Source organism: Streptomyces sp. NPDC026673, assembly GCF_040638135.1.
In the GTDB taxonomy this organism is placed as follows: Bacteria; Actinomycetota; Actinomycetes; order Streptomycetales; family Streptomycetaceae; genus Actinacidiphila.
The window spans coordinates 67052-90460 of record NZ_JBEZXR010000016.1 but is presented as its reverse complement, the minus strand read 5'-3'; the positions used below and the strand labels follow the sequence as shown (position 1 = coordinate 90460).

Genomic DNA, 23409 nt, shown 5'->3' with positions numbered 1-23409 from the left:
GGCCCCGCGCCGGACGGCTCAGGCGGGGGCCGGGGCGGGGTCTCTCCGGCCGCGCCACGCGACGACCGCCGCGAGGCCCAGGAACGCCGCCCCGGCGGCCGGGTAGACCGCGGAGAGGGCCATCTGGGCCGCGGACTGGTGGAGTTCGGGACGTGAGACCCCGTCGCCGTGCGGCGTGAGCCACAGCGCGTACGAGCAGAAGACCAGGCCGAACAGCGCGGCTCCGCCCCACCGGAGCGCGGGCCGGCGGCCGCGCGGGGCACGTCCGGCGAGGAACACGGCCAGGGGAACCGCCCACACCCAGTGGTGCGACCAGGAGACCGGGCTGACCAGGAGCCCCGTCACGGCACAGCACAGCACCGCCCAGGCGTGCTCCCCGGCCCGCAGGTGCGCCGTGGCGACGGCCAGGCCCGCACAGGCCGCGACAACGGCCGTGACGAGCCACCAGCCGCCCGGGTCGCCGGTGTGCAGCGCCCGCGCGAGCACTCCCCGCAGGGACTGGTTGGCGGTGTCCTCGGCATGGCCGGCGCGGTCGGCGGAGAAGACCACCCCGGTCCAGAAGCGACCCGAGTCGCGCGGCAGCACGAGCGCGGAGACGCCCACGGTCGCCGCGAAGGTGACGCACGCCACGGCGGCCTGCCGCAGCCACGGGTTCCACCGTTCCCGCCGCCGCCAGGCCACCGCCGCTCCGCCGACGGCCAGGAAGACCACGAACAGCAGCGGGGTCAGCTTGATCCCCGCGGCGATGCCGATGCCGATCCCGGCCGCCCGGTTCCCGCGCCGGGTGAGGTCCCACAGCACCAGGACCGCGAGCAGCAGGTTGATCTGCCCGTACCGCAGCGTCGTCCACACCGGCTCGCACCACACGGCCGCCGCCGCCACGCCGAGGGCGGCCGCCGCCGGGGGGAGCCGCCGCGGCAGCCCGGCCAGCCGGAGCGACAGATGGCCGAGCGCCGCCAGCAGGCCCAGGTTGAGCAGGGTCGCCGCGATCCGGCAGGCACCGGTGCCGAGCAGTGTCAGCGGCGTGAAGAGCAGCGCGGCGAACGGGGGGTAGGTGTTGGGCAGCTGGGCGTGGGTGACGCGCATCGCGTACAGGTCCCCGCCCTTGCGCACCGTCCAGCCCTCGGCCCGGTAGACGGTGAGGTCGATCATCGAGACGTGCGCGGCGCGTTGGGCGGCCCAGAAGGCCGTGAAGGAGACCAGGCAGGCGAGTGCCGCGACGAGGACGGCCCGCCGCGCCGGAAGGGTCCGGGGCGCGTCCTCGGCGGCGGCCCTGGGCTGTGTCGCGGTCACGGCGGCCTGCTCCGCTCTCGGTCGGGGAGGGGTCAGCCGACAGTACCGGGAGCCCTGTCGCGTCGGCCAGGAATGGATTTGGCGAACCGCCCCCATGGCCGTGTAATGTATGCCAGGTCGCCGGGGGAACCCGGGGGAACGACAGCACGGGGCTATAGCTCAGTTGGTAGAGCGCTTGCATGGCATGCAAGAGGTCCGGGGTTCGAATCCCCGTAGCTCCACTTCCACAGTGTGACGAGAGCCCGTCCGATCGCCTCGATCGGACGGGCTCTTCGCGTTCCGCGGCGGCGGTCTCAGCCGGCGGCCGCGCGCCCGGCGAAGGCCAGCACCCTGCGCCAGGCGTCGGCCGAGGCGTCGACGTGGTCGCCCTGCTTCACGTCGAAGAAGCTGTGCGGGGCTCCGGGGTAGGTGACCACCTCGTGCTCGATCCCCGCCTCGGCCAGGGCGCGCTCGAAGGCGTCGACGTGCCCCTGCGGGATGCCGGGGTCGTCACCCGCCATCAGCGCGAGCACCGGAGCGGTCAGCTCGCCCGCCCGCTGGGTGGGGCCGGGCGCGCCGTCAGGGCCGGGGGCGGGCCAGCAGTAGAACCCCACCGTCCCGGCGAGGCCGTGGCCCGCCCTCTTGGTGCCCGCGAGTACGGCCAGCCGGCCCCCGATGCAGAAACCGGCGGTGACGATCCGGCGCCGCTCGCCGCCCTCGGGGGAGCGCAGGTGCGCCACCGCGGCGGACAGGTCGTCGTACAGGCCGCGCGGGGTCAGCCGCACCATGTGCTCGCTCACGGGGAAGTCCGCGTCGCGCTCGCCCACCCCCGCGGTGCGGCCGTAGTAGTCCACGACCACCGCGTGGTGGCCGTGCTCGGCGAAGCGCCGGGCCAGCTCGATGTAGAAGCGGTAGAGCCCGCGCACATCGGGGAGGATGACGACGCCGAGGCCGGAGGGGTTCTCCGGTACGGCCTCGAAGGCGGCGAAGCGGGTTCCGTCCCGCGCGGTGAGCGTGATCCGGTGGTCCCGGGCGAGGGCCTGCGGCCCGTGGGGCACCGGAGGCGCGGAATCGGCGTCGAAGCACATGGTGCGGCTCCCTGGGGGTTCTCGCGGGTCAGTTCTCGAGGCCGGGCGTGGCCATGGCGGTGAAGGGGGGCGTGCTGGTGCCCTCGACCCGCATCCGCTGCCACAGGTCGGGGTCGGAGAGCTCGCCCTCGGCCCGGCCGTGCGGGGTACACACGGTGACCGGGACCGGCCGGCCGGCCACCAGCGCGGACAGCCGCGCGTCGGGGGCCAGCCGGCCGTACCAGTGGTAGCGGCCGTCGAGGGGCTGGAAGTAGCCGGTCAGCCGGATCTCGACGTCGAGGGTCCGGCCGGCCACCAGCAGGGTGGCCGGTCCGGCGTAGCCGTCCTCGTCGTGGTCGTGGTCGGGCACGTTGTCGTGGTCGGGGCCGTGGTCGTGGTGGGGCCCGTGGTCCGACTCGTGGCGGTGGGCGGTCACGACAGCCAGCCGGCCTCGCGCCAGACCTTCTCCGTCGGGCCGCCGATCAGCCCGATCTGCCGGTAGTACGCGGCGATCCGCTGGCCCCCGTACTTCGCGTTCTCGATGTTGTTGGGGTTGGCGCGGGCCGCCGCGATCGCGGTCTTCGGGTCGAGCCCGGCCCGCTGGTACATCAGCGGGTTGTAGCGGTCCTTGCGCATGCCGGCGACGATCCCCGCGAGCAGCCTGCGCAGGGCGCCGAGCCGGGCTTTGGACAGGGTGGGCACGAACCGCTCGAGCTCGGTGCGGGCGAAGGAGATGTGCCGGGCCTCCTCGACCACGTGGATGCGGGCGACCGCACGCACGACGGGCTGGATGGTCTCGTCATTGGACTGCTCGCGCTGGAAGCGGTCGAAGAACTCCTCGGTGAGCAGGATCAGTGCCCACAGCGCCGGCACCGGCGCGAAGGTCTTGAGCAGCAGGCCGCTGCGGAGGGTCTTCGGCGGGGTCGGGTAGATCTCGGCGCCGATCTTCTCCACCAGCTTGGCGAACATGATCATGTGCCGGACCTCGTCCGCGACCTCCGTCAGGGCGAACTGCACCTGCGGGGTCGACACGTCGCGCTTGTAGACGTACCGGGAGACCAGGTGGAGCAGGACGTGCTCGGTCCACACCCCGACGGCGACCGAGGCGGCCAGCTCCTCGCGGCTGAGCAGCATCCGCTGCTCGGCGCCGAGCGAGTCCCACAGCTCGGTGCCGTAGAGCGAGCAGCGCTTCTCCGCGAGGAACCACTTGCCCTCGACGAGCGGCGCGTCCCAGTCGATGTCCACCATGGGGTCGTACGAGTGCCGGGCGGACGCGACGAGCAGCTGGGCCGCCTTCTTCGTCTGGCGGGCGACCGGATCGGCCTTGAGATCGGGCTTGAGCAGTTCGGACGTCATCTCTTCCTCCTAGGACTGCGGTCGGACAATCTGGTGGACGTCCAGCGACAGCGCCTCGCGGACGGGACGGCCGGCCAGCACCTCGACGACATAACGGGCCGTCAGAACGCCGAAGAGCAGCGAGGTGTAGACCAGCTGCGGAACGCTGTAGTCCGGCTCGTCGCGGTGGGCGCGCACATCGGCCAGCAGGTCCTCGGGCACCAGCTCGCGCGGCACGATCCGCAGCAGCAGCTCCCACACCGACTCGGCGGCGACCTGCTCCGCGGTGACCTCGCCGGCCAGCGGCGGCAGCCCGAGGCGGTAGTCGTAGTAGCGGATGTACTGGGTGCCGGACATGTCGTAGCCGGAGACGACGGGCCGGCCCTGGGCCGCGGCCTCGGCGTGCAGGGCGTACTTGGCGTGCCAGCCCTCCGGGGTGGTCACGTCGACGCCGTCGACGACGATGTCGCAACCGCCCAGCAGCGCCGCCACGTTCTCGGGCCGGATCCCCTCCGGGCGCACCTCGGCGACCGCGTGCGGATTGACCGCGCGGACGCGCTCGGCGGCCACCTCGGCCTTGTTGCGGCCGATGTCGGCGTGCGCGGCGTGCTGGCGGTTGAGGTTGTTCAGCTCGTACGCGCCGGGCTCGGCGAGGACGAAGTGCTGGACGCCCAGCCGGGTCAGCGGATCGACGGCCGCCCCGCCCGTCGATCCGCACCCCGCGACGAGGACCACGGCCGTCCGCAGCGCCCGCTGCGCGGCGTCCGGGATCAGCCCGCGGTTGCGTTCGGTGAACGCGGCGTAGAACGCGTCGGGGGCGCCGTCCGTCCCCGTGGCGGCGGTCGCCGCGCCGACCGGGACGGGCGCGGTCGTGTGGATGCCGGTCATACGTGAACCCTCCGCAGGCGGCCGCCGACCGTCTCCACCAGGCCCTTGAGGGCGTTCAGCGGATCGCGGTCGGACAGGGCGCGGTCGATGTGTCGGATCAGTCGCTGCAGTTCCTCGCCGTGCGGAGCCCGCGCCACGAAGGGCTTCACCACGTCGCGCTGCGTGTAGAGCGGGAACATCAGGTCGTCGGCGGGCAGCGAGGGCCGGGTGCCCTCCAGCACCGTGATGTCCTTCAGGCTGCGCAGCAGCCTGCGGATCGCGATGCCCTCCTCGCCGTCCCCCACGAGCACCTCGGGGGCCGGCTCGATCCGGCCGAGCGCGGTGTAGAAGCCGAGCATCAGCTCCAGCGTCAGGCGGAGCCGCGCATCAGCGCTGGAACGATTCTCCTCGGCGCGGTGCACCAGCCGCTTGACCTCCCACACACGGCTGGTGTCGAGGTCCCCGTCGCACTCCACGTGCTCGAAGAGATTGACCCCGTGGGCGACCTCGCACGGGAAGAGCGCCCGTGCCGGGTCCTTGAGGTGCCGGGGCACCGGGTCGGTCGAGCCGACCAGCGAGAGATAGCGCAGGATCGCGCCGCTCGGCGCGTCGAGGGCGAGCACATGGATCTCGTTCCGGTGGCCGCCGTGGGGCTCGGTCACCAGTGAGCGCTGGAAGGCGAGATCCGCGCTGGCGAACCTCAGGCGGAGGTACTGGGCGAGCCGGAAGCCGTAGATGCCGTGGCGGTACGGCTCCGGCAGCCCGTCGTTGCGCACGGCGAGGACGGTCGGGCCGCCGGGCCGCTCGCAGTGGTAGAGGAGGCTGTCCGCGGGCACCTGGGCGGCGAGCCCCGTGAAACTGGTCAGGCTGTGCACCATCTGCACCTCGGAGGCGTAGACGTCGGTGCTCCGGGCCCGTTCGATTGTGCGTTCCATCGCGATGACTCCCCCCTGGCGGATCGTGGATCAGGCGCGGTGGCCGTAGAGCGCGCCCGTGACGGCCAGCGCGAGGACCTCGGGGGTGCCCTCGTAGATGCGGGCCCCGAAGGACTCGCGGACGAACTTCTCGACGTTGTACTCGCGGCAGTAGCCGCGGGCGCCGAGCATCGACATGGCCTCCTCGGCCACCTCGATGGCGATCCGGTCCGCGTAGAGCTTGGCGGCGGCCGGGCCGTAGGTGGGGGCGGGCAGCATGTTGTCGGCCTGGTGGGCGGCCTGGAGGTAGAGCAGCCGGGCGGCGTCGATCTTCACGGACATCTCGGCGAGCTTGCGCGCGCTGAACTGGTGCCGGTACAGCGGCACCCCGGCCTGGACGCGCTCGCCGCACCACTGCCTGGCGATCTCGAACGCGCCCCGAGCGACGCCGGTGGAGATCGCGGCGACGGTGGTGCGGGCCTGGTTGGACTGCATGGTGAGGAAGTTCCAGCCGTTGCCCTCGCCGTGCACCACGTTCGCGGCGGGCACGCGGACGTCCTCGAAGACCAGGGTGGTGCCGAGGCAGGCGCGGTAGCCCATCTTGTCCGCGACCGGGCCGCGGGTCACGCCCTCGCTGTCCAGCGGGACGACGAAGGTGGTCAGGCCGTCCGCCCCGGCATGTCCTTCGAGGTTGGCGAAGACGGTGCACCACTGCGCGACCTTGCCGTTGGTGATGAACCGCTTGACGCCGTTGAGGACGTAGGTGTCGCCCTCCCGGCGGGCGGTGGTCACCTCCTGCGCGTGCGGGGAGTTCTCCGGGATGAGCAGGTCGCAGCCGGCCACCTCCTCGGTGATGGCGTTGCAGGCGAGCACCGGCTCGGTGCCGAGGAACCCGGGGATGAACCGGGCCTGGAGGTCGGGGTCGCCGGAGGCGAGGACACTGCTCTGGCCGAGCAGCGACGCGCCGAAGATCAGCGCGGTGCTGGCGCAGACGGCGGCGAGCTCCTCCAGGGCGACGGCGACACCGAGCACCCCCACGCCGCGGCCGCCGAACTCCCGGGGCAGGGTCATCCGCAGCAGCCCGAGCTCGTGGCCCTCGCGGACGATCTCCCAGTCGAAGTCGTCGTGCGGCGCGAGGTCGTTGTCGAGCACCCGGGGCTGCACGACGGTGCGCGCGAACTCGCGGACCTCGTCGCGCAGCCGTTCCACCTCGGGCGGCAGCGTGAACAGGGAGGGCATGGCGGCCGCGCTGAGGGCGGCCGCGTCGGACAGGGTCGGCGCATTGGTCACGATGCCGGTGCTGACGGCGGCGGTCATGGCGGTCATGCCTTTCTTCGGTGTCGTACGGTCGTCGAACGCGTCACGGAGGGGGTCAGGCGGACAGCTCGGCGTACTTGGCGCCCACCGCGGGCAGCAGGTCGGCCAGCTGCCGGACCTGGGCGACCGGGCCCTTGATGGTCAGCCGGCGCTCCACCACGGCGTTCATCAGCGGCAGCCGGCCGCTCCACACCTCGTGGGCGGTGTCCGGCCCCATCTCGAAGCGCAGGGTGGGAGGGAAGGGCGGCTCGCCCGTCACCACACCGTCGGAGGAGACGAAGACGGCGGCGCCGGGCTCGGGCTGGACGAAGAACAGCGAGAGACCGCGGTCCTTCAGCTTGGCGGTGAAGTCGTCGTCGGCGAGCAGGGCGCCGAACAGCGTCCGGTGGTCCACGGTCATGGCGGATGGCCTCTCGGTTCGTCGGGCTCGGATCAGGCGGTGCGCAGCAGGTCGGCCGCGCGCTCGGCGAGCATCACGGTCGGGGCGTGGGTGTGCGCGCGGGGGACGACAGGAAGTGCGCTGGCATCGACGACGCGCAGTCCCGCTGTCCCCCGCACGCAGAACAGGGGATCCACGACCGACGCCTCGTCCGCCCCCATGCGGCAGGTGCCCACGGGGTGGTAGAGCGTCTCCGCGTGGCGTCGCACGAGGGCGGCCACGGCGTCGGCGGAATCGTCCAGGACCCCGGCCACCAGCGGCTCCCCGAGCCACGGTGCCAGCGGTTCCCGGCGGAGGATGTCCTGGGCCCGGCGGACGCCCGCGGTCAGCGTGGCCAGGTCGGCCCCGCCCGGGTCGGTCAGATAGCCGGGGTCGATCAGGGGCGCCGCGGCCGGGTCGGCGGAGCGCAGCGTGATCCGGCCGCGGCTCTGCGGCTGCAGCAGGACGACGCTGAGCGTCACCCCGTGCCCGGGGTCGCCGCGTCCGTGGTCGAGGAACGGCACCGGCATCCACAGCAGTTCGACGTCCGGGGCCCCGGGCCGCTCGTCGGTGCGCAGCCAGACCACGGCCTCGGCGAGGTTTGAGCTCAGCTTGCCGGTGCGGTCGCGGAAGTACCGCATCACGTCCTCGGCCTGGTCGCCGATGCCCGGCGAGACCGGTTCGCGGGCGGCCAGCGCGAGCGGCGCGAAGAGGTGGTCGCTCAGCCCCCGGCCCACCGCCGGCAGTTCCACGGCGACCGGGACGCCGTGCGCGCGCAAGTGCTCCGGGTCGCCGACGCCGGACAGCATCAGCAGGTGCGGGCTGCCCACCGCGCCCGCGGAGAGGATCACCTCGCGGGCCGCCGCCACCGTCCGTACGCCCTCCGGCGTGGCGACCTCGACGCCGACCGCGCGGGTGCCGTCGAGCACGACCCGCCGGGCCTGCCCGGCGGTGAGGACGGTCAGGTTGTCCCGGCCGAGGGCGGGGCGCAGATAGGCGTCGGCGGTACTCCAGCGGCGGCCGTTGCGCTGGGTCACACGGATCGGCCCGCAGCCCTCGGGCGCCGTCCACTCGGTGTCGCCCATCGGGGGGACGCCCGCCTTGGCGCAGGCGGCGAGGAAGTCCGCGGTGGTCGGGTTGGGATCGCGCAGGTGCCGGACGCCCAGGGTCTCCTCGGCCCGCCGGAAGTACGGTTCCACCTCGGCGAAGCCCCAGCCGGTGAGGCCGGCGGCGGCCCAGTCGTCGTAGTCCGCGCGATGACCGCGCGTCCAGATCTGGGCGTTGAGCGAGGAGGAGCCGCCCAGGGTCCTGCCCCGCGGCCAGAAGACCTCACGGCCGCCCAGGGCCGGCTGGGGGGCGGTGGAGAACGCCCAGTCGTACTCCGTGCCGAAGAGCTTGGGGAACGCGGCCGGGATGCTGATCTCCGCCTTGCGGTCGGGTCCGCCCGCCTCGACGAGGACGACCCGCACCGAGGGGTCCTCGCTCAGCCGCGCGGCGAGGACGCAGCCGGCCGAGCCGGCGCCGACCACGACGTAGTCGGCGCCGGCGACCGAGGCGGCGGGCCCGGTCACGCGATGTCCTGCGCGAGGTTGCGGACGATCTCGGACGCGAGCACCGCGTGCCCGTGCATCGAGAAGTGGATCCCGTCCCCGCTCATCAACGTGGGCTCGTTCCGGACCGGATGCCGCTCCATCTCCACGACGGTGGCGCCGTAGCGGCCGGCCACGGCCCTGATCCGCTCGTTCAGCGCGGCGATCCTGGTGCGGAACTCGGCCAGTTCGGGGAAGGCGTCGAAGATGTCGGCGACCGTGAAGGCGAAGATGTGCGCCTTCTGTTCGCGCAGCGCCCGGTAGATGGCGTCGAGGTCGGCCTCGACCGCGTCCAGGTCGGGCTCCGGCACGAAGAGGTCGTTGCCGCCGGAGGCGACGTTCACCAGGTCGGGGCGGAACGCCAGCACCCGCTCCAGCTGGGTCTCGCGCACCTGGGCGGTGCGCAGCCCCATCTCGCCGGTGTTGAGGTACTCCAGCCCCGGCCGGGTGGCCCGCAGGGCGCCCGCGACCCGCTCGGGCCAGGGCACGTCGGCGTAGCCGGGGCACGGGCCGCCCACGCCCTGGGCGAAGCTGTCGCCCATCACGGCGAACCGCTGCCAGGGCGCGGGGCGCAGCAGCTCCGCGGCCGCGTCCTCCGCCAGGCAGTGCCGGTCGGCGCGTTCCCTCGTCGGTGTCACGGCGGCGCTCACGCGGCGTCGATGGGGGTGGCGAGGGCCTGCACGACCAGCTCCTCGACGTCCTGGACGGTGGTGATGTCGGGCACCGTCCCCTGGCTCACGGAGCTGAGGCCGAAGGCGGACTCGATCTGCAGCGACAGCTCGATCACGGCGAGGGAGTCATAGCCGAGGTCCTCCACCAGGAGGTCCGAGGGGGCGACGTCCCGCTTGCCGCTCGGGCTCATCTCGCCGACGATCTCGCGGACCTTGGCGCGTGTGGACTCGTTGGACATGCCGAACTCACTTTCTGAGAGGGGTACTGACGGGTGGGTCACCGGGCGGCGGCGCGGGCCGCGGCGGCACGGATCGGGTGCGGCGCCGACCACCGCTCCTCGTAGGCGGACAGCGCCTTGTCGATCTCCTCGCGCCAGGCCCGCCGAGCGCGCTCGGCCAGTTCGGGCAGACCGATCAGGCGCAGCTGCTTGACCAGCCGCTCCTCGCCGATGTCGACGGAGCCCTGCAACTGCGCGGCCCGGCTGGCGAGGGCGGCGGGGATGGCGGGCGAGGGGTTGTGCCGGGCCGGGCCGACGAGCACCCAGGCCGCCATCCCTATCGCCTCGAAGTGGGCGTCCTCGACCACCCGGCCGAAACCGCGCGCCACGCCGTCCTCGGCGGCGCGCAGCCCGAACGAGACGTGCCGGGACTCGTCCCGCGTGACGTTGGTGAGCCCCTCCTCCAAGGCGGCCAGCCGCAGCCGACGGGCGAGGAAGCGGGTGGTGCGCAGCGCGGTGGCGGCCAGCACGCCCTCGGTGATCAGGTGGTAGTAGACCAGGGCGCGGTACCAGGACTCGGTGTCACCGCTGCGCCGGACCTCCGAGGTGACCCTGGTGAGCTCGGGGGCGAAGACCTTGGCGTAGTCGGCCGCCGCCTCCAGGTCGCCGCCCTCCGCGGCGTCGAGGTCGATGCCGCAGGCGTCCTCCAGGTAGGTCTGGAAGAACCGGACGTGACGGGCCTCGTCGGCGAGCTGGGTGCACAGGTAGATGCGGTCGTCCTCGGTCGGCGGGCTGTCGATCAGCGTGCCGAGGGTGTGGGTCACCGCGACCTCGCCGACCTCCAGTTCGGCCAGCGCGCCCAGCATCTGCTGCCGCATGAACGGGGTGAGGGCGTTCCAGCGCTCGGTGTCGCGGGCCGGCCTGACCTCGGCGACGCTCCACTGCTGCCGTTCCCAGCGGCGGTAGAGGTCGGCGGAGGTGGCGAGCCGGCCCTGCCGCTCCTGGCCGGTTCCGTGCTCGTCGGTGCCGGATTCCGCGGTGATGTCGGGGACGTAGCCCTGGCCGGGGCCGGTGTCCGTGGTGGCGGCGGTGGTCATTGCACTCGTCTCCTTGTGGGAACTCACGTCGTCAGGGCATGCGTGACCGCGGCGGGAACGCGGCGGAATTCACGGATGACGGAAAGGAATTGCTGCGACTTTGACGGCGACTGCGGCTGCGGCTGCGGCTGCGGCTGCGGCTGCGACTGCCCCTGTGGCACGCGTGCCGGGAACGCCGGGCGCGCCGGATGCGTGGGACGCGCCGGGTCAGCCGGTGACGGGGGCGGCGGGAGCCGTGCCGTGCACGACCTCCCCGATGGCCTCCCCGTCCTGGAAGCGGCGCCAGAGCAGGCGCCGGCGCGGCTTGCCGCTGGAGGTGCGGGGGATGCCGCCCCGCGCGGCGCGGACCACGGTGACCCTGACGGTGTCGTCGGTGGCGGCGCGGACCACGGCGAGCGCGCCGTCGAGCCAGCCGGCCTGCCCCGATTCGACGACGGCCACCACGTGGTGGGCCTCACCGGTCGTGCCGAGGGCGACGGCACAGCGCCCGGACGGAATGCCGTCGATCCCGGTGAGCGCGGTCTCGAGGTCCTCCGCGTGCACCTTCCGGCCGCGGACCTTGATGCTGTCGCCGACCCGGCCGACCACGAACAGCTCGCCGTCCAGCAGGAATCCGGAGTCGCCGGTGCGCAGGCCGCCGTCCGTGAAGTTGGAGGAGGCGTCCGGTACCGAGGACCGGTAGCCGCCGGCCACGGACGCCCCCCGGACACGGATCTCGCCGAAGTGCCCCTCGGGGAGCGGCGTGCCGTCCTCGTCGACGATGTCCACGCCGGCGCCCGGCACCGCCGGGCCGCAGGACGTCAGCCAGTTCGCCCCGCCGTCGGGGTGCGCGGTCCCGAGCCGTCCCCGGTCGGTCGCCACGACCGGCCGGCCGGTGTGCAGTCCGCCCTCCAGCCGTACGGTGCGCGCCCCGGTGCCCGGCGTGACGCCCGAGACGGCGAGGGTGGCCTCGGCGAGTCCGTAGCAGGGGGCGAAGGCCGTGGCCCGGAAGCCGTGGGGGGCCAGCAGCGCGTCGAACGCGGTGGCGGCCCGGGGGTCGATGCGCTCCGCGCCGTTCATGGCGACCCGCCAGCCGGAGAAGTCCATTCCCTCCAGATCCCGCGGACGGACGCGTTTGGCGGTGTAGCCGTACCCGAAATTGGGGGCGGTGGTCACGGTCGCGCCGTGCCTGCCGTGTGCCTCCAGCCAGCGCAGCGGGTCCCGTACGAAGTCCAGGGGCGACATGAGCCACAGGTCGATCTGGGCCGTGAGCGAACCGAGGAACGTTCCGATGAGCCCCATGTCGTGGTAGAGCGGGAGCCAGGAGGAGCAGGAATCGGCGGCGGTTATCCCCAGCCACTCGTGAATGCTGCGGACGTTCGCCGCCAGATTGTCACGGGAGACCCGGACCCCCTTCGGGGTGCCGCTGGAGCCCGAGGTGAACTGCAGGAGTCCGAGATCCGCCGGGGTGCGTCGGGCGGAATCCTCGATCGGTAATTCGGCCGATCCCTCGAGAAGTACCACGGATCCGCGGCCCAGTTGCGCGGAGGTTTTCTCCGCTATTTCCGCGAGGGGCGCGTCGGACAGTACCAGGGCCGGTTCCGCGACCTTCAGGATGTCCGTGACGTGCTCGGTGTACCGGTCATTCCCCTGGAAGGTGAGGGGCGAGGCGATCGGTGCCGGTGTGAGGCCGGCGAGCATGGTGCCCAGAAAGGCGGGCGCGAAGTCACGTACTTCGCTGACCAGCAGAGACACCACGTCGCCGGGCTGTGCGCCGTGGGCGTGGAGTAAGGAGGCCACTCGGTGCGCCTCGCCGGCCAGTGTGGTGTAGGAGACGAACGACCAGCCGGTACCGGAATCCGAGAAATGGATTCCGCGATCGTCGGCGGCATGGTCGAGCCAATCGAGAACGGTGTGCACCAGGTCCCCCCGCGGTCACTGATCTACGAGCCGGAACATGGTCGTTTTCGAAGTTCCGGCCCTGCCGCGACCGAGTCTGCCATGGGGAGGGGTTGACTGCAAGAAAATTATTTGAGTCGACCCGCCGGTAATGATCGGCGAGAGCGGATTGGTTTATTCCTTGAATTCTTTCCGGAATGATTGGATCCGCCGTGCGGTGAGTATTCGTGGGGAATGTTGGCGGAAAACGGGAGGGCGACGGCCGGGAGAACGATTCAACGTTCTCCCGGCCGTCGTTTCTCCCGGCTCCGGGCGGGGGTGTCAGGAGCCGGAGACCTCCGCCGGTGCCGGCGTGCCCGCCTCCTGCCGCGGGGCGGCCGCGGGAGCCCGGTCGGTGAGCCCGAGGGCGGCGAGCGCCGCCACGACGGTCACGGCCGTGCACACCCGGTACAGGTCGTGGAAGGCGTCGATGCCCGGCGCCGAGTGCGCGGCCATGACGGCGGCCAGCGTCGCCGTCCCCAGGGCGCCGCCGATCTGGCGCGCGGTGAGGTTCATGCCCACGCCGGCCGCGAATTGCAGCGGCGGGAGCGCGGTGGCCGCGATGGATGACAGCGAGGTGACGGCGAAGCCGAGGCCGCCACCGCCCAGGAGCCCGGTCGGGACCCAGGCCCCCCAGAAGTCGGGCTCGGCGCCGAGGAAGTCACTGCCCATCAGCGCGGTGCACGCGGCGAACATCAGCGCGCCGAGGACCACCAGCCAGCGGTGCGTCGCCGGTTGGGAGACCCGGCCGGCGATGGTCGAGGTGATCATCGAGGCGACCGCGCCGACGCTCATCGCCCCGGCGGCCTCCATGATGCTCCAGTGCCACACCCCGGTGGCGAAGAGCGCGCCCGCCAGCAGCCAGGCGAACATCGACACGCCGAAGACCGCGGAGACGCCGTTGACCACCGCGTACTTCCGGCTCTTCCACAGGTCGGTGGCGATGGCCGGGGACGCGTGCCGCCGCGACCTCAGCACCGCGAACGCGCCCAGGGCCAGTCCGCCGGCGAGCAGGCCGAGCGTGCGGGCGCTCGTCCATCCCCAGGAGTCGCCCTCGGTGAGCGAGGCCACGACCAGTCCGATGCCGAGCGCGAGCGCCGCGGTGCCCACGATGTCGGGAAGCCTGCTGCCCGCCGCGGGCTGGTGGCGGGGGAGCGCCCTCAGTCCGGCGACGGCCAGCAGGACGCCGATGGGCACATTGATGTAGAAGACCGCGCGCCAGCCGAACTGCTCCACGAGCACGCCACCGATGGCCGGGCCGACGACCGCGGAGAAGCCCGCCACCGCCGACCAGGTGCCGATCGCCTTGATCAGCTTCTCCAGCGGGGTCGAGGACATGATGAGGCTGAGCGCCGAGGGGATCATCCCCGCCGCGAGCGCGCCCTGCGCGAACCGCGCCACGATCAGCCACTCCGGGCCGGTGGCCGCGCCGCAGGCCAGTGAGGCGAGCGTGAAGCCGGTCAGCGACCAGAGGAAGACCTTGGTGCGTCCGACGGTGTCGGCCAGCCGTCCCGCCGGGGTCAGTACGGCGGCGAACATCACCGCGTAGCCGCTGACCACCCAGGTCAGCGTGGTCATCCCGGTGTCCGGGAACTTTTCGATGATCTTGGGGAACGCGATGTTCACGACGGACAGGTCGAGGAACGCCATGAAGGTCGCGCCCGAGCAGAGGAGCAGCACCAGGCCCGGATTGACCTCGGGCTCTCCCTGCCCACTCCTTAAGCGATCGGACATAGTGCGGCACACCTCCGGTGAGCGGGTACGACGGAACTGCTGCGGACCGGCCGTCTCGGGTAAGATGGACAGGGTCCTTACGTTCTCAGCCTGCCAAGAACGTAAGGTTCCTGTCAATGCGAGGGGAGACCTGGGTGGACGCCGACATCGATGAGCTCTGCCTGAGCTTCCTGGTCCGTCAGGCGTGGCTGAACATGCGCGGGGCCATGGACGGCGCGTTGTCGGGGCTCGGGCTCTCCGTCGCCCAGTACGCGTCGCTGCTCGTGCTGGCGGACCAGCCGGGCATCACCATCGCCGACCTGGCCCGTGCCGTCGCCAGCACCCGGCAGTCGGCCAACGAACTGCTCGCCGGGCTCGCGGACCAGGGCCTGGTCGAACGCCGACGGCACCCCACGGACGGCCGCAGCCAGCAGGTCTTCCTGACCGACGCCGGGCGCGAACGCCTGGACGAGGCCCGGCCCGTGGTGCGCGAGCGCGAACGGGAACTCGAGGCCGGATTCAGCGACGAGGAGCGCCGGCTGGCCCGGCAGTGGCTGCGTCGCATGACCGGAGACCGCGCGGAGTGAGCGCGGGGTGCCGGCCCGGCGGCCGGCACGGACGTACGAGGGGCCCGGCACCGTGATGGTGCCGGGCCCCTGGTGTGACCGCGGTCAGCGGCGGCCGCCCTCGTCCATGCGCAGCGCCAGCGCCGGGCAGCGGGCCACCGCGCGCTGCGCGGCCGCGTCCAGGTGCGGCGGGACGGGGGTGCCGGCGATGTCGGGGTAGCCGTCCCGGTCCAGCCGCACGATCTCGGGCAGCACGCCCGCGCACAGGCCGTGGCCCTTGCACAGCGTCCAGTCGACGTTCAGCCGCTTGGTGCTGGTCTGTGCGGCCGCGCCGGCGGGGGCGCCGCCGCGCAGCCCCGGCGGGTCGGACTTCAGCAGCGGCAGCACGCCCACCGTGGGGCGGCCGCAGCCGCCGCCGAGGACGTGGGCGGCGAGGTCGTCGGTGAAGGCGTTGATGGAGGACATCACGAAGCGCATCGAACCGTCGGGGTGCTTGCACACCCCGCGCCCCTTCACCGCCACCGCGGTCTGCCGCAGTTGCTCCAGCGCGGCCTGGCCGCCGCCGTTGAGCACGTCCTGCAGCAGTCCGGCCATGCGGGGCAGCCCGAGGCGGCACGGCCCGCACTGCCCGGCCGTCTCGGCGGCCAGCCACTGCGCGACCCGCAGCGACTCGCCCAGCGGGCACAGGCCCGGGTCCAGCGGGAGCAGGGCGCCCGCGCCCAGGGTGGCCTTGTGGGCCTCCAGGCTCTCGCGGGCGATGGTCACCATCGAGGCGACGCTGGGGTCGATCCAGTTGCCGTGGTAGCCGCCGACGAGCACGCCCTGCCCGGGATTGCCGCCGCACATCTGCAGGATGTACGACATCGGCACGCCGGTCGGGGTCTCCACGACCGTCTGCCGGGGCACCGAGCCGGACACGGTCAGCATGGCGGTGCCCGGCTCGCCGGGTGCGCCCGCGGAGCCGAAGCGTATGGCGCCCATGCGGGCGCCGATGGCCAGCTGGGTGAAGGTCTCGGTGTTGGAGAAGAGCGTCGGCAGCCCGCCGATGCCGGACTCGCTCGCGCTCACCTTCTTGCCGGGCGGCAGCGGCAGTCCGCCGTTGGCCGCCGAGATGATGCCGGAGGACTCGCCCGACACGAAGCGCTCCGGCATGCGCACGATCCGGGCCCTGAGCTGGCGGCCGCGCTTGGTGCCGAGACCGCGTTCGGCCAGGGCGTCCCGGACGGACTGCTCATTGGTGTCGCGTGTGACGCTGATGACCAGTTCGCGGGCGCCGAGGATCTCGGCGCACAGCAGGGCCCCGTCCAGCATGAGGTGCGGGGCGCGGCGCAGGATGACCGCGTCCTTTCGGCAGGCGGGCTCGCCCTCGCAGCCGTTGACCACCACCGCGGTCGGGGAGCCGCGCCGGCGGGCGGCCTCACCGACGGCCTTGAGCTTCTTGTAGAACGGGAAGCCCGCGCCGCCGCGGCCGCGCAGTCCCATCAGCTCGGCGAGGTCGAGGAGTTCGCCCTCGGTCATGCTCGGCATGGAACCGTGCACATTGAGGTGGGTCACCCGGTCCAGGCGCTCCACCTCGTCGAAACCCGCGGTGACCCGGGGCAGCCCGACGGTGCGAACGTCGGGGAGCACGTCACCCGCCCCTGAGCGAGGGGCGGGTGAGCGGTCCGGTATGGCGGGAACGTTCATCGTTGTCCTTCATAGGGCCCGGGCGTGGACTGCTGCCAGGCGATCGGCTGGAGCCGGTCGGCCCCCAGTGGGTCCGCGTCCTGTGCGCCGCCCGGCATCGGAGTACCCCATGCGGGGGTGCCGTCCCAGGTCTGCTGGGGCTGTTGCTGGTACGGCACCTGCGGCTGCTGCTGGTACGTCGCCTGGGGTTCGGCGGGTACCTGCGGCAACTGCATCGTGGCGGCCGCGGGATCCATGCCGAGGGTACGGTCCGGGGCCGGGGGAGGAACAGCCGTGTACTGCTGGCCGGTGGGGAAGTTGGGCAGCGGCGGCAGCGGTTCGCTGTAGGCGCTGGCCAGGCTGGGCCCGTTCTCCTCGCGCGGCACGGCACGCCGGCGCCCGCCCGAACCGCCCCGGGACGCGGCCCGTTCGCCGCCGAGCTTGCGGAAGGAGGCCGAGCGCTCCCGGGTCTCGGGGAAGAGCGCCTCGCCGCGGGTCCTGCGGAGCCGGTAGATCAGGCCGATGGCGACACCCACCAGGCAGATCCCGTAGGCCACGATGATCCAGGTCTTGGCGGAACGACCCGACTGCAGACCGTGGATGAGCGCCATGCACCATGACGCGTAGGCGGTGCTGTGCAGGATGCGCCACCGCACCGGGTGGCGGTTGGCGGCGAAGACGCTGCGCATCGCGCCGGTGGCCGCGGCGAGGATCATCAGGTAGGCCGCGATCACGCCGAGCGAGATGAGGCCGTCCCGGCCGGTGACGCCGAGGGGGAGGAAGGCCCCGGCGGTGACGACCCGCGCCTCGACGACCTTCGTCGTCACGTGCAGGATCAGGAATCCGATCGCGGCGACGCCCAGACCGCGGTGGATGCCCTGGGTGAGCAGCCGTTCGCGCGGCCCGAGGAAGACGGTGTCGGTGGACACCAGGCCCCAGATGACGGTGCAGCTCAGGGAGACGAGGGTGAGCACGCCGGCGCCGAAGTCCAGGAAGGCCCGCAGGTACGGGCCCGCGGTGACGGCGAGGACGAGCAGGGCGGCGGCGGTGCCGGCGATCGCCCAGGCGCGGGGCGACCGTGCGGCGCGAAGGGCCCCGGACAGGATGTCGGCCGCCGGGACGGGGGGAGTCCGGCGACTGTCCGAGGACTGACGGTTGGTGCGCATGCGCCAGACGCTAACCCGTACGGGTACCCAGTTCGATCGTCTTTCGACAACCCGGGATGCGGATCATTACGAACTGCTAACGTTGGTTTGTTCGGGCTCCGTTCGGCAAGGATGATCGCTCCTTCGCCGGGAGTGTCCGCCCTCCGGCACCTTATGTCCGCATTCCGGAGCGGATCGCCGCCCCAATGGGCCTTTCGTGGCGCTTCCTTGGGTCCTTCTTGGCGAACGCATGTACCTGGCATGAGCTGTTCACCGCGAGAGTGGCGTGGCGGTCTACGCGCGCTGCCGGTTCCGGCGCGCCGCCATTCCGCGAGAACTTCACACAGCAGGGGGTTACATGAGCTCAACCCGCTCCAGAAAGCGGGCCGGCCTGGCCCTGGCAGCGACACTGCCACTGGTCGCCGGTGCCTTGGCGATGGGCATACCCGCCGCGCAGGCCGACGCCCCGCACGGGCGCCACAGCCTCGCCGGCAGCAAGCCGGTCTGGGCCACCGCCAAGGCCGACAAGGGAGCCACCGCCGACTCGGCCAAGGTCACCCTCCGGGTGTACCTCGCCGGCCGTGACGCCCAGGGCCTGGCGGAGTACGCCAAGGCCGTGTCCGACCCCGGTTCCGTCTCGTACGGCACGTTCCTCTCGGCGAAGCAGGCCAAGGCCCGCTTCGGCGCCACCGCGCAGCAGGTCGCGCAGACCCGGCAGTGGCTGGAGTCCTCCGGGCTGAAGGTCACCGGCGCGAGCGACCACTACCTGACGGTCACCGGCGACGTCGCCGACGCCGAGAAGGCCTTCGGCACCCAGCTCCACAACTACGCCAAGGGCGCCAAGACCTACCACGCCCCGAGCGCCACCGCCTCCGTCCCGGCCTCCCTGGGCGGCGCGGTGCTCACGGTCACCGGCCTGGACAACTCCCCGCGGCGCGCCCGGCACCAGGACACGCTTCCGCCGCCCGGGGCCGTCTTCAAGAACTCCGGCCCCTTCTCCACCTATTACGGGTCGAAGACGAACAAGAGCCTCCCGGTCGCCTACGGCACGCACGCGCCGTACGCCATCAAGGGCTACACGGGCAAGCAGCTGCGCGCCGCCTACGGGGCGGGTTCGTACAACGGCAAGGGCGTCACCGTCGCCATCACCGACGCCTTCGCGTCGCCGACGATCGTCGCCGACGCCAAGAAGTACGCGGCCCGCAACGGCGACGCCCCGTACAAGCGCGGCCAGCTCTCCCAGGTGCTGCCGGCCGACTACCGCTACACGAGCCCGGACGAGTGCGACGCGTCCGGCTGGTACGGCGAGGAGACCCTGGACGTCGAGGCGGTGCACGCGGTCGCCCCGGCCGCCGACATCACCTACGTGGGCGCCTCCTCCTGCACCGACGACGACCTGCTCGACGCGCTCGGCAAGATCGTCGACCACCGGCTCGCCGACATCGTCTCCAACTCCTGGGGCGACCTCGAGAGCAACGAGACGCCGGACATCGCCGCCGCGTACGACCAGATCTTCCAGCTCGGCGCGGTCGAGGGCATCGGCTTCTACTTCTCCTCCGGCGACGCGGGCGACAACGTCGCCAATCCCCTGGGGACCGGGGCGAAGCAGGTCGACACCCCGGCGAACTCCCCCTGGGTCACCTCGGTCGGCGGCACCTCGCTCGCCGTCGGCAAGGGCGACACCTACCAGTGGGAGACCGGCTGGGGCACCCTGAAGACCACGCTCGCGGCCGACGGATCGAGCTGGACGGGCTTCCCCGGCGGCTTCACCTCCGGTGCGGGCGGCGGCACCAGCAAGCTCTACGGGCAGCCCTTCTACCAGCGCGGCGTCGTCCCCGACTCGCTCGCCCTGGCCAACGGCGGCAAGGTCAAGCAGCGTGTCGAGCCCGACATCGCGGCCGTCGCCGACCCGAACACCGGCTTCCTGGTCGGCCAGACCCAGGCCTTCCCGGACGGGTCCTTCCAGTACAGCGAGTACCGGATCGGCGGCACCTCGCTGGCCGCGCCGGTGATCGCGGGCGTCCAGGCGCTGGCGCAGCAGGCCCGGCACGGCGTGCCGATCGGCTTCGCCAACCCGCTGATCTACGACCGCTACGGCACGCGTGCCTACCACGACGTGACCGACCACCCGCTGGGCCGCGGCAAGGACCTCGCGGTGGTCCGCGTGGACTACGCCAACGGCTTCGACGCGGCGGACGGCACGATCACCTCGCTCCGCAGCCTCGGCAAGGACAGCTCGCTGTCCGCGGTCGTCGGCTACGACGACGTGACCGGCGTCGGCACCCCGGCGCGCGGCTACCTCGACTCGTACAAGCCGCACCACCGCTGAGCACGGCCGGAAACGGCACGGAAGGGCCCGCACCGGGGGGAACCTCGGTGCGGGCCCTTCCCGCTCTGGGGTAACCTGACCCCATGCGTGCCGTACGCCTTCTGCTTAGCAAGCCGCGCTGACCACGATCGATGTCAGTGCGGCGCCCCTCCTGTGCGAGGGGCTTTTTCGTTTCCGCGGTACCGCGGTTCCGCAGGCAGATGTCCGTACGGCGGCCGGGCCGCAGGCCGTCATGACAGCGATGGAGTACGAAGGACGATGAGCGAGACCACCCCCGCCGCCGAGGCGGCTGCGCCCCACCGCTACACGGCCGCCCTGGCCGCCGACATCGAGAGCCGCTGGCAGGACTTCTGGGACGAGAACCAGACCTTCGCCGCCCCGAACCCCACCGGCGACCTGGCCGGGGACGGCGAGCTGGCCAAGCCCAAGAAGTTCATCATGGACATGTTCCCGTACCCCTCGGGCGCGGGACTGCACGTCGGCCACCCCCTGGGCTACATCGCCACCGACGTCTTCGCCCGCTTCCAGCGGATGACCGGGCACAACGTGCTGCACACCCTGGGCTTCGACGCCTTCGGCCTGCCCGCCGAGCAGTACGCGGTGCAGACCGGCACCCACCCGCGGGTGTCCACCGAGGCCAACATGGAGAACATGAAGCGGCAGCTGCGCCGCCTGGGCCTGGGTCACGACACGCGCCGTTCGTTCGCCACGATCGACCCGGACTACTACAAGTGGACCCAGTGGATCTTCCTGCAGATCTTCAACTCCTGGTACGACGAGCAGGCCGGCCGGGCCCGCCCGATCGGCGAGCTGATCGAGCAGTTCGAGAAGGGTGAGCGCGCCGTGCCCGGGGGCACCTCCCAGGCCGGAGGCTCTGGGGAAGGGCGCGCCTGGGCCGGGCTGAGCCCCGCCGAGCGTGAGGCCGTGCTGGGCGAGTACCGCCTGGCCTACGCCTCGGAGTCCCCGGTCAACTGGTGCCCGGGCCTGGGCACCGTGCTGGCCAACGAAGAGGTTACCGCCGACGGCCGCTCCGAGCGCGGGAACTTCCCGGTCTTCAAGGCCAAGCTGCGCCAGTGGATGATGCGCATCACCGCCTACGCGGACCGCCTGCTGTCCGACCTGGACGCGCTGGACTGGCCCGAGGCGATCAAGCTGCAGCAGCGGAACTGGATCGGCCGCTCCGAGGGCGCCAAGGTCGACTTCGCGGTCGAGGTCCCCGCCGGACGGGCAGACAGCCCGATCACCGTCTTCACCACGCGTCCGGACACCCTGTTCGGCGCCACCTACATGGTGCTGGCCCCCGAGCACCCGCTGGTCGACACCGTGGTGCCGGCCGCCTGGCCGGAGGGCACCAAGGACGCCTGGACCGGCGGCGCGGCCACCCCGGCCGAGGCCGTCGCGGAGTACCGCAAGCAGGCCCAGGCCAAGTCGGACGTCGAGCGGCAGACCGAGGGCAAGAACAAGACAGGCGTTTTCAGCGGCGCGTACGCGGTCAACCCGCTGACGGGCACCCGCATCCCGGTCTTCGTCGCCGACTACGTCCTGATGGGCTACGGCACCGGCGCGATCATGGCCGTCCCCGGCCAGGACGAGCGCGACTGGGAGTTCGCCACCGTCTTCGACCTGCCGATCGTCCGCACCGTCCAGCCCCCGGAGGGCTGGGAGGGCGAGGCGTACACCGGCCAGGGCCCGGCGATCAACTCCGCCAACGACGAGATCGACCTGAACGGCCTGGAGGTCGCCGACGCCAAGCGCAAGGTCATCGCGTACCTGGAGCAGCGCGGCATCGGCGAGGGCACCATCAACTTCCGCCTGCGCGACTGGCTGTTCAGCCGCCAGCGGTACTGGGGCGAGCCCTTCCCGATCGTCTACGACGAGGACGGTGTCGCCCACGCGCTGCCCGAGTCGATGCTGCCGCTGGAGCTGCCCGAGGTCGAGGACTACTCGCCGCGCACCTTCGACCCGGACGACGCGAACACCGAGCCCGAGACCCCGCTGTCGCGCAACGCGGAGTGGGTCCACGTCGAGCTGGACCTGGGCGACGGCCGCGGCGTGCGCCCGTACCGCCGCGAGACCAACACCATGCCCAACTGGGCCGGTTCCTGCTGGTACGAGCTGCGCTACCTGGACCCGCACAACGACCGGCAGATGGTCGACCCCGAGATCGAGCGGTACTGGATGGGCCCGCGCGAGGGGCAGCCGCACGGTGGCGTCGACCTGTACGTCGGCGGCGCCGAGCACGCCGTGCTGCACCTGCTGTACGCGCGCTTCTGGTCCAAGGTGCTGTTCGACCTGGGCCACGTGTCGTCGGTGGAGCCGTTCCACAAGCTGTTCAACCAGGGCATGATCCAGGCGTACGTCTACCGCGACAGCCGCGGCTTCCCGGTCCCGGCCGCCGAGGTCGAGGAGCGGGACGGCGGCTGGTGGTACGGCGGCGAGCAGGTCAAGCGCGAGCTGGGCAAGATGGGCAAGTCCCTGAAGAACGCCGTCACCCCGGACGAGATCGCCGCCGAGTACGGCGCCGACACCCTGCGCCTGTACGAGATGGCGATGGGCCCGCTGGATGTGTCCCGCCCCTGGGACACCCGTGCCGTCGTCGGCCAGTACCGGCTGCTGCAGCGGCTGTGGCGCAACGTCGTCGACGAGGCGACGGGCGAGGTGACGGTGACCAGCGCCGAGCCGGACGAGGACACCCTGCGCGCCCTGCACAAGGCGATCGACGGCGTCCGCCAGGACCTGGAGGGCCTGCGCTTCAACACCGCCATCGCCAAGATCACCGAGCTGAACAACCACCTGACCAAGTCGGGCGGCGCCGTGCCGCGCTCGGTGGCCGAGCCCCTGGTGCTGCTGATCGCGCCGCTGGCGCCGCACATCGCCGAGGAGCTGTGGCGGCGGCTGGGGCACGACGGGTCCCTGGCGCACGAGGACCTGCCGGTGGCCGACCCGGCGTACGTGGTGGACGAGTCCGTCACCTGCGTCGTCCAGATCAAGGGCAAGATCAAGGCCCGGCTGGAGGTGCCGCCGACGATCTCCGACGCCGACCTGGAGGCCCAGGCCCTGGCCGATCCGGCGGTCGTCGCCGCGCTGGCCGGGGCGGGCGTCCGCAAGGTGATCGTGCGGGCTCCGAAGCTGGTCAACATCGTTCCGGCCTGATCGCCGCATCGGGTGATCACCTGATCGTTCGACCGCCCGGTCGTTTGACCGCCCGGTCGTTTGATCACCGGGCCGTTCGACGTCCGGGTCGCCCGATGGATGTCAGGGGCGGGTAAGGGTTCTCCCGGAACCCTCGCCCGCCCCCGTCCGTTTACG

General features: G+C 72.3%; 19 protein-coding genes and 1 tRNA gene. 4 read left to right on the top strand and 16 right to left on the bottom strand.

Going from position 1 to position 23409, the window contains the following annotated elements; genetic code table 11:
- Positions 1–18: 18 nt before the first annotated feature.
- Complete coding sequence (locus tag AB0F62_RS14490; RefSeq protein WP_361797243.1) at positions 19–1293, bottom strand: glycosyltransferase 87 family protein; 1275 nt, start codon at positions 1291–1293, stop codon at positions 19–21.
- 148 nt (positions 1294–1441) lie between these two features.
- Between AB0F62_RS14490 and AB0F62_RS14485 the strand changes: the two genes are divergently transcribed.
- Positions 1442–1514, top strand: a tRNA-Ala gene (locus AB0F62_RS14485).
- 72 nt (positions 1515–1586) lie between these two features.
- Here AB0F62_RS14485 and AB0F62_RS14480 read toward each other — a convergent pair.
- The 13 genes from AB0F62_RS14480 to AB0F62_RS14420 all read right to left on the bottom strand — a co-directional run bounded on the left by AB0F62_RS14480 (position 1587) and on the right by AB0F62_RS14420 (position 14416).
- Entirely contained in the window at positions 1587–2360 is a 774-nt protein-coding gene (locus tag AB0F62_RS14480) for a dienelactone hydrolase family protein (RefSeq protein ID WP_361797240.1), read from the bottom strand.
- Positions 2361–2388: 28 nt separating this feature from the next.
- Positions 2389–2775, bottom strand: coding sequence for a DUF4873 domain-containing protein (locus AB0F62_RS14475; RefSeq protein WP_361797237.1), 387 nt, complete (start codon positions 2773–2775; stop codon positions 2389–2391).
- The gene (locus tag AB0F62_RS14470; protein ID WP_361797234.1) at positions 2772–3695 is read right to left on the bottom strand and encodes a diiron oxygenase; all 924 of its coding nucleotides are present in this window, start codon (positions 3693–3695) and stop codon (positions 2772–2774) included. Before AB0F62_RS14470 ends, AB0F62_RS14475 begins: the two co-directional genes overlap by 4 nt.
- A 9-nt stretch (positions 3696–3704) precedes the next feature.
- Positions 3705–4562: a ThiF family adenylyltransferase gene (locus AB0F62_RS14465; protein WP_361797231.1), complete on the bottom strand. Its 858-nt coding sequence runs from the start codon at positions 4560–4562 to the stop codon at positions 3705–3707.
- Positions 4559–5476 (bottom strand): hypothetical protein, encoded by a 918-nt coding sequence (locus tag AB0F62_RS14460; RefSeq protein WP_361797228.1) that lies wholly within the window; start codon positions 5474–5476, stop codon positions 4559–4561. Before AB0F62_RS14460 ends, AB0F62_RS14465 begins: the two co-directional genes overlap by 4 nt.
- 30 nt (positions 5477–5506) lie before the next feature.
- A complete protein-coding gene (locus AB0F62_RS14455) occupies positions 5507–6781 on the bottom strand; it encodes an acyl-CoA dehydrogenase family protein (RefSeq protein ID WP_361797225.1) in 1275 nt (424 codons plus the stop codon).
- Between the two features lie 46 nt (positions 6782–6827).
- The gene (locus tag AB0F62_RS14450) at positions 6828–7172 is read right to left on the bottom strand and encodes a hypothetical protein (RefSeq protein ID WP_361797222.1); all 345 of its coding nucleotides are present in this window, start codon (positions 7170–7172) and stop codon (positions 6828–6830) included.
- A gap of 32 nt (positions 7173–7204) precedes the next feature.
- On the bottom strand, positions 7205–8761 hold the full coding sequence (locus AB0F62_RS14445; protein WP_361797219.1) for a GMC family oxidoreductase N-terminal domain-containing protein: 1557 nt from the start codon (positions 8759–8761) through the stop codon (positions 7205–7207).
- Positions 8758–9429 carry an SGNH/GDSL hydrolase family protein gene (locus AB0F62_RS14440; RefSeq protein ID WP_361797216.1) on the bottom strand — a complete coding sequence of 224 codons (672 nt, stop codon included), beginning with the start codon at positions 9427–9429 and terminating at the stop codon, positions 8758–8760. The genes AB0F62_RS14445 and AB0F62_RS14440 overlap by 4 nt, the downstream gene beginning before the upstream one ends.
- Complete coding sequence (locus AB0F62_RS14435) at positions 9426–9689, bottom strand: acyl carrier protein (protein ID WP_361797213.1); 264 nt, start codon at positions 9687–9689, stop codon at positions 9426–9428. The genes AB0F62_RS14440 and AB0F62_RS14435 overlap by 4 nt, the downstream gene beginning before the upstream one ends.
- Before the next feature lie 38 nt (positions 9690–9727).
- Positions 9728–10765: a ribonucleotide-diphosphate reductase subunit beta gene (locus AB0F62_RS14430; RefSeq protein WP_361797210.1), complete on the bottom strand. Its 1038-nt coding sequence runs from the start codon at positions 10763–10765 to the stop codon at positions 9728–9730.
- A gap of 207 nt (positions 10766–10972) precedes the next feature.
- Positions 10973–12664, bottom strand: coding sequence for an AMP-binding protein (locus AB0F62_RS14425; RefSeq protein ID WP_361797207.1), 1692 nt, complete (start codon positions 12662–12664; stop codon positions 10973–10975).
- A 300-nt stretch (positions 12665–12964) separates the two neighbouring features.
- Positions 12965–14416, bottom strand: a complete 1452-nt coding sequence (locus AB0F62_RS14420; protein WP_361797204.1) for an MFS transporter — start codon at positions 14414–14416, stop codon at positions 12965–12967.
- A 116-nt stretch (positions 14417–14532) separates the two neighbouring features.
- Between AB0F62_RS14420 and AB0F62_RS14415 the strand changes: the two genes are divergently transcribed.
- Positions 14533–14982 (top strand): MarR family transcriptional regulator, encoded by a 450-nt coding sequence (locus tag AB0F62_RS14415; protein WP_361797201.1) that lies wholly within the window; start codon positions 14533–14535, stop codon positions 14980–14982.
- 84 nt (positions 14983–15066) lie between these two features.
- On the opposite strand, the gene AB0F62_RS14410 is transcribed toward AB0F62_RS14415, so the two are convergent.
- Positions 15067–16647, bottom strand: a complete 1581-nt coding sequence (locus tag AB0F62_RS14410; protein WP_361797198.1) for an NADH-ubiquinone oxidoreductase-F iron-sulfur binding region domain-containing protein — start codon at positions 16645–16647, stop codon at positions 15067–15069.
- Positions 16644–17792, bottom strand: a complete 1149-nt coding sequence (locus tag AB0F62_RS14405; protein WP_361797195.1) for a hypothetical protein — start codon at positions 17790–17792, stop codon at positions 16644–16646. Before AB0F62_RS14405 ends, AB0F62_RS14410 begins: the two co-directional genes overlap by 4 nt.
- Positions 17793–18129: 337 nt before the next feature.
- Here AB0F62_RS14405 and AB0F62_RS14400 point away from each other — a divergent pair, with 337 nt between their 5' ends.
- The gene (locus tag AB0F62_RS14400; RefSeq protein WP_361797192.1) at positions 18130–20100 is read left to right on the top strand and encodes a S53 family peptidase; all 1971 of its coding nucleotides are present in this window, start codon (positions 18130–18132) and stop codon (positions 20098–20100) included.
- 258 nt (positions 20101–20358) lie between these two features.
- Positions 20359–23253 (top strand): leucine--tRNA ligase, encoded by a 2895-nt coding sequence (leuS, locus tag AB0F62_RS14395; RefSeq protein WP_361797189.1) that lies wholly within the window; start codon positions 20359–20361, stop codon positions 23251–23253.
- Positions 23254–23409 lie beyond the last annotated feature (156 nt).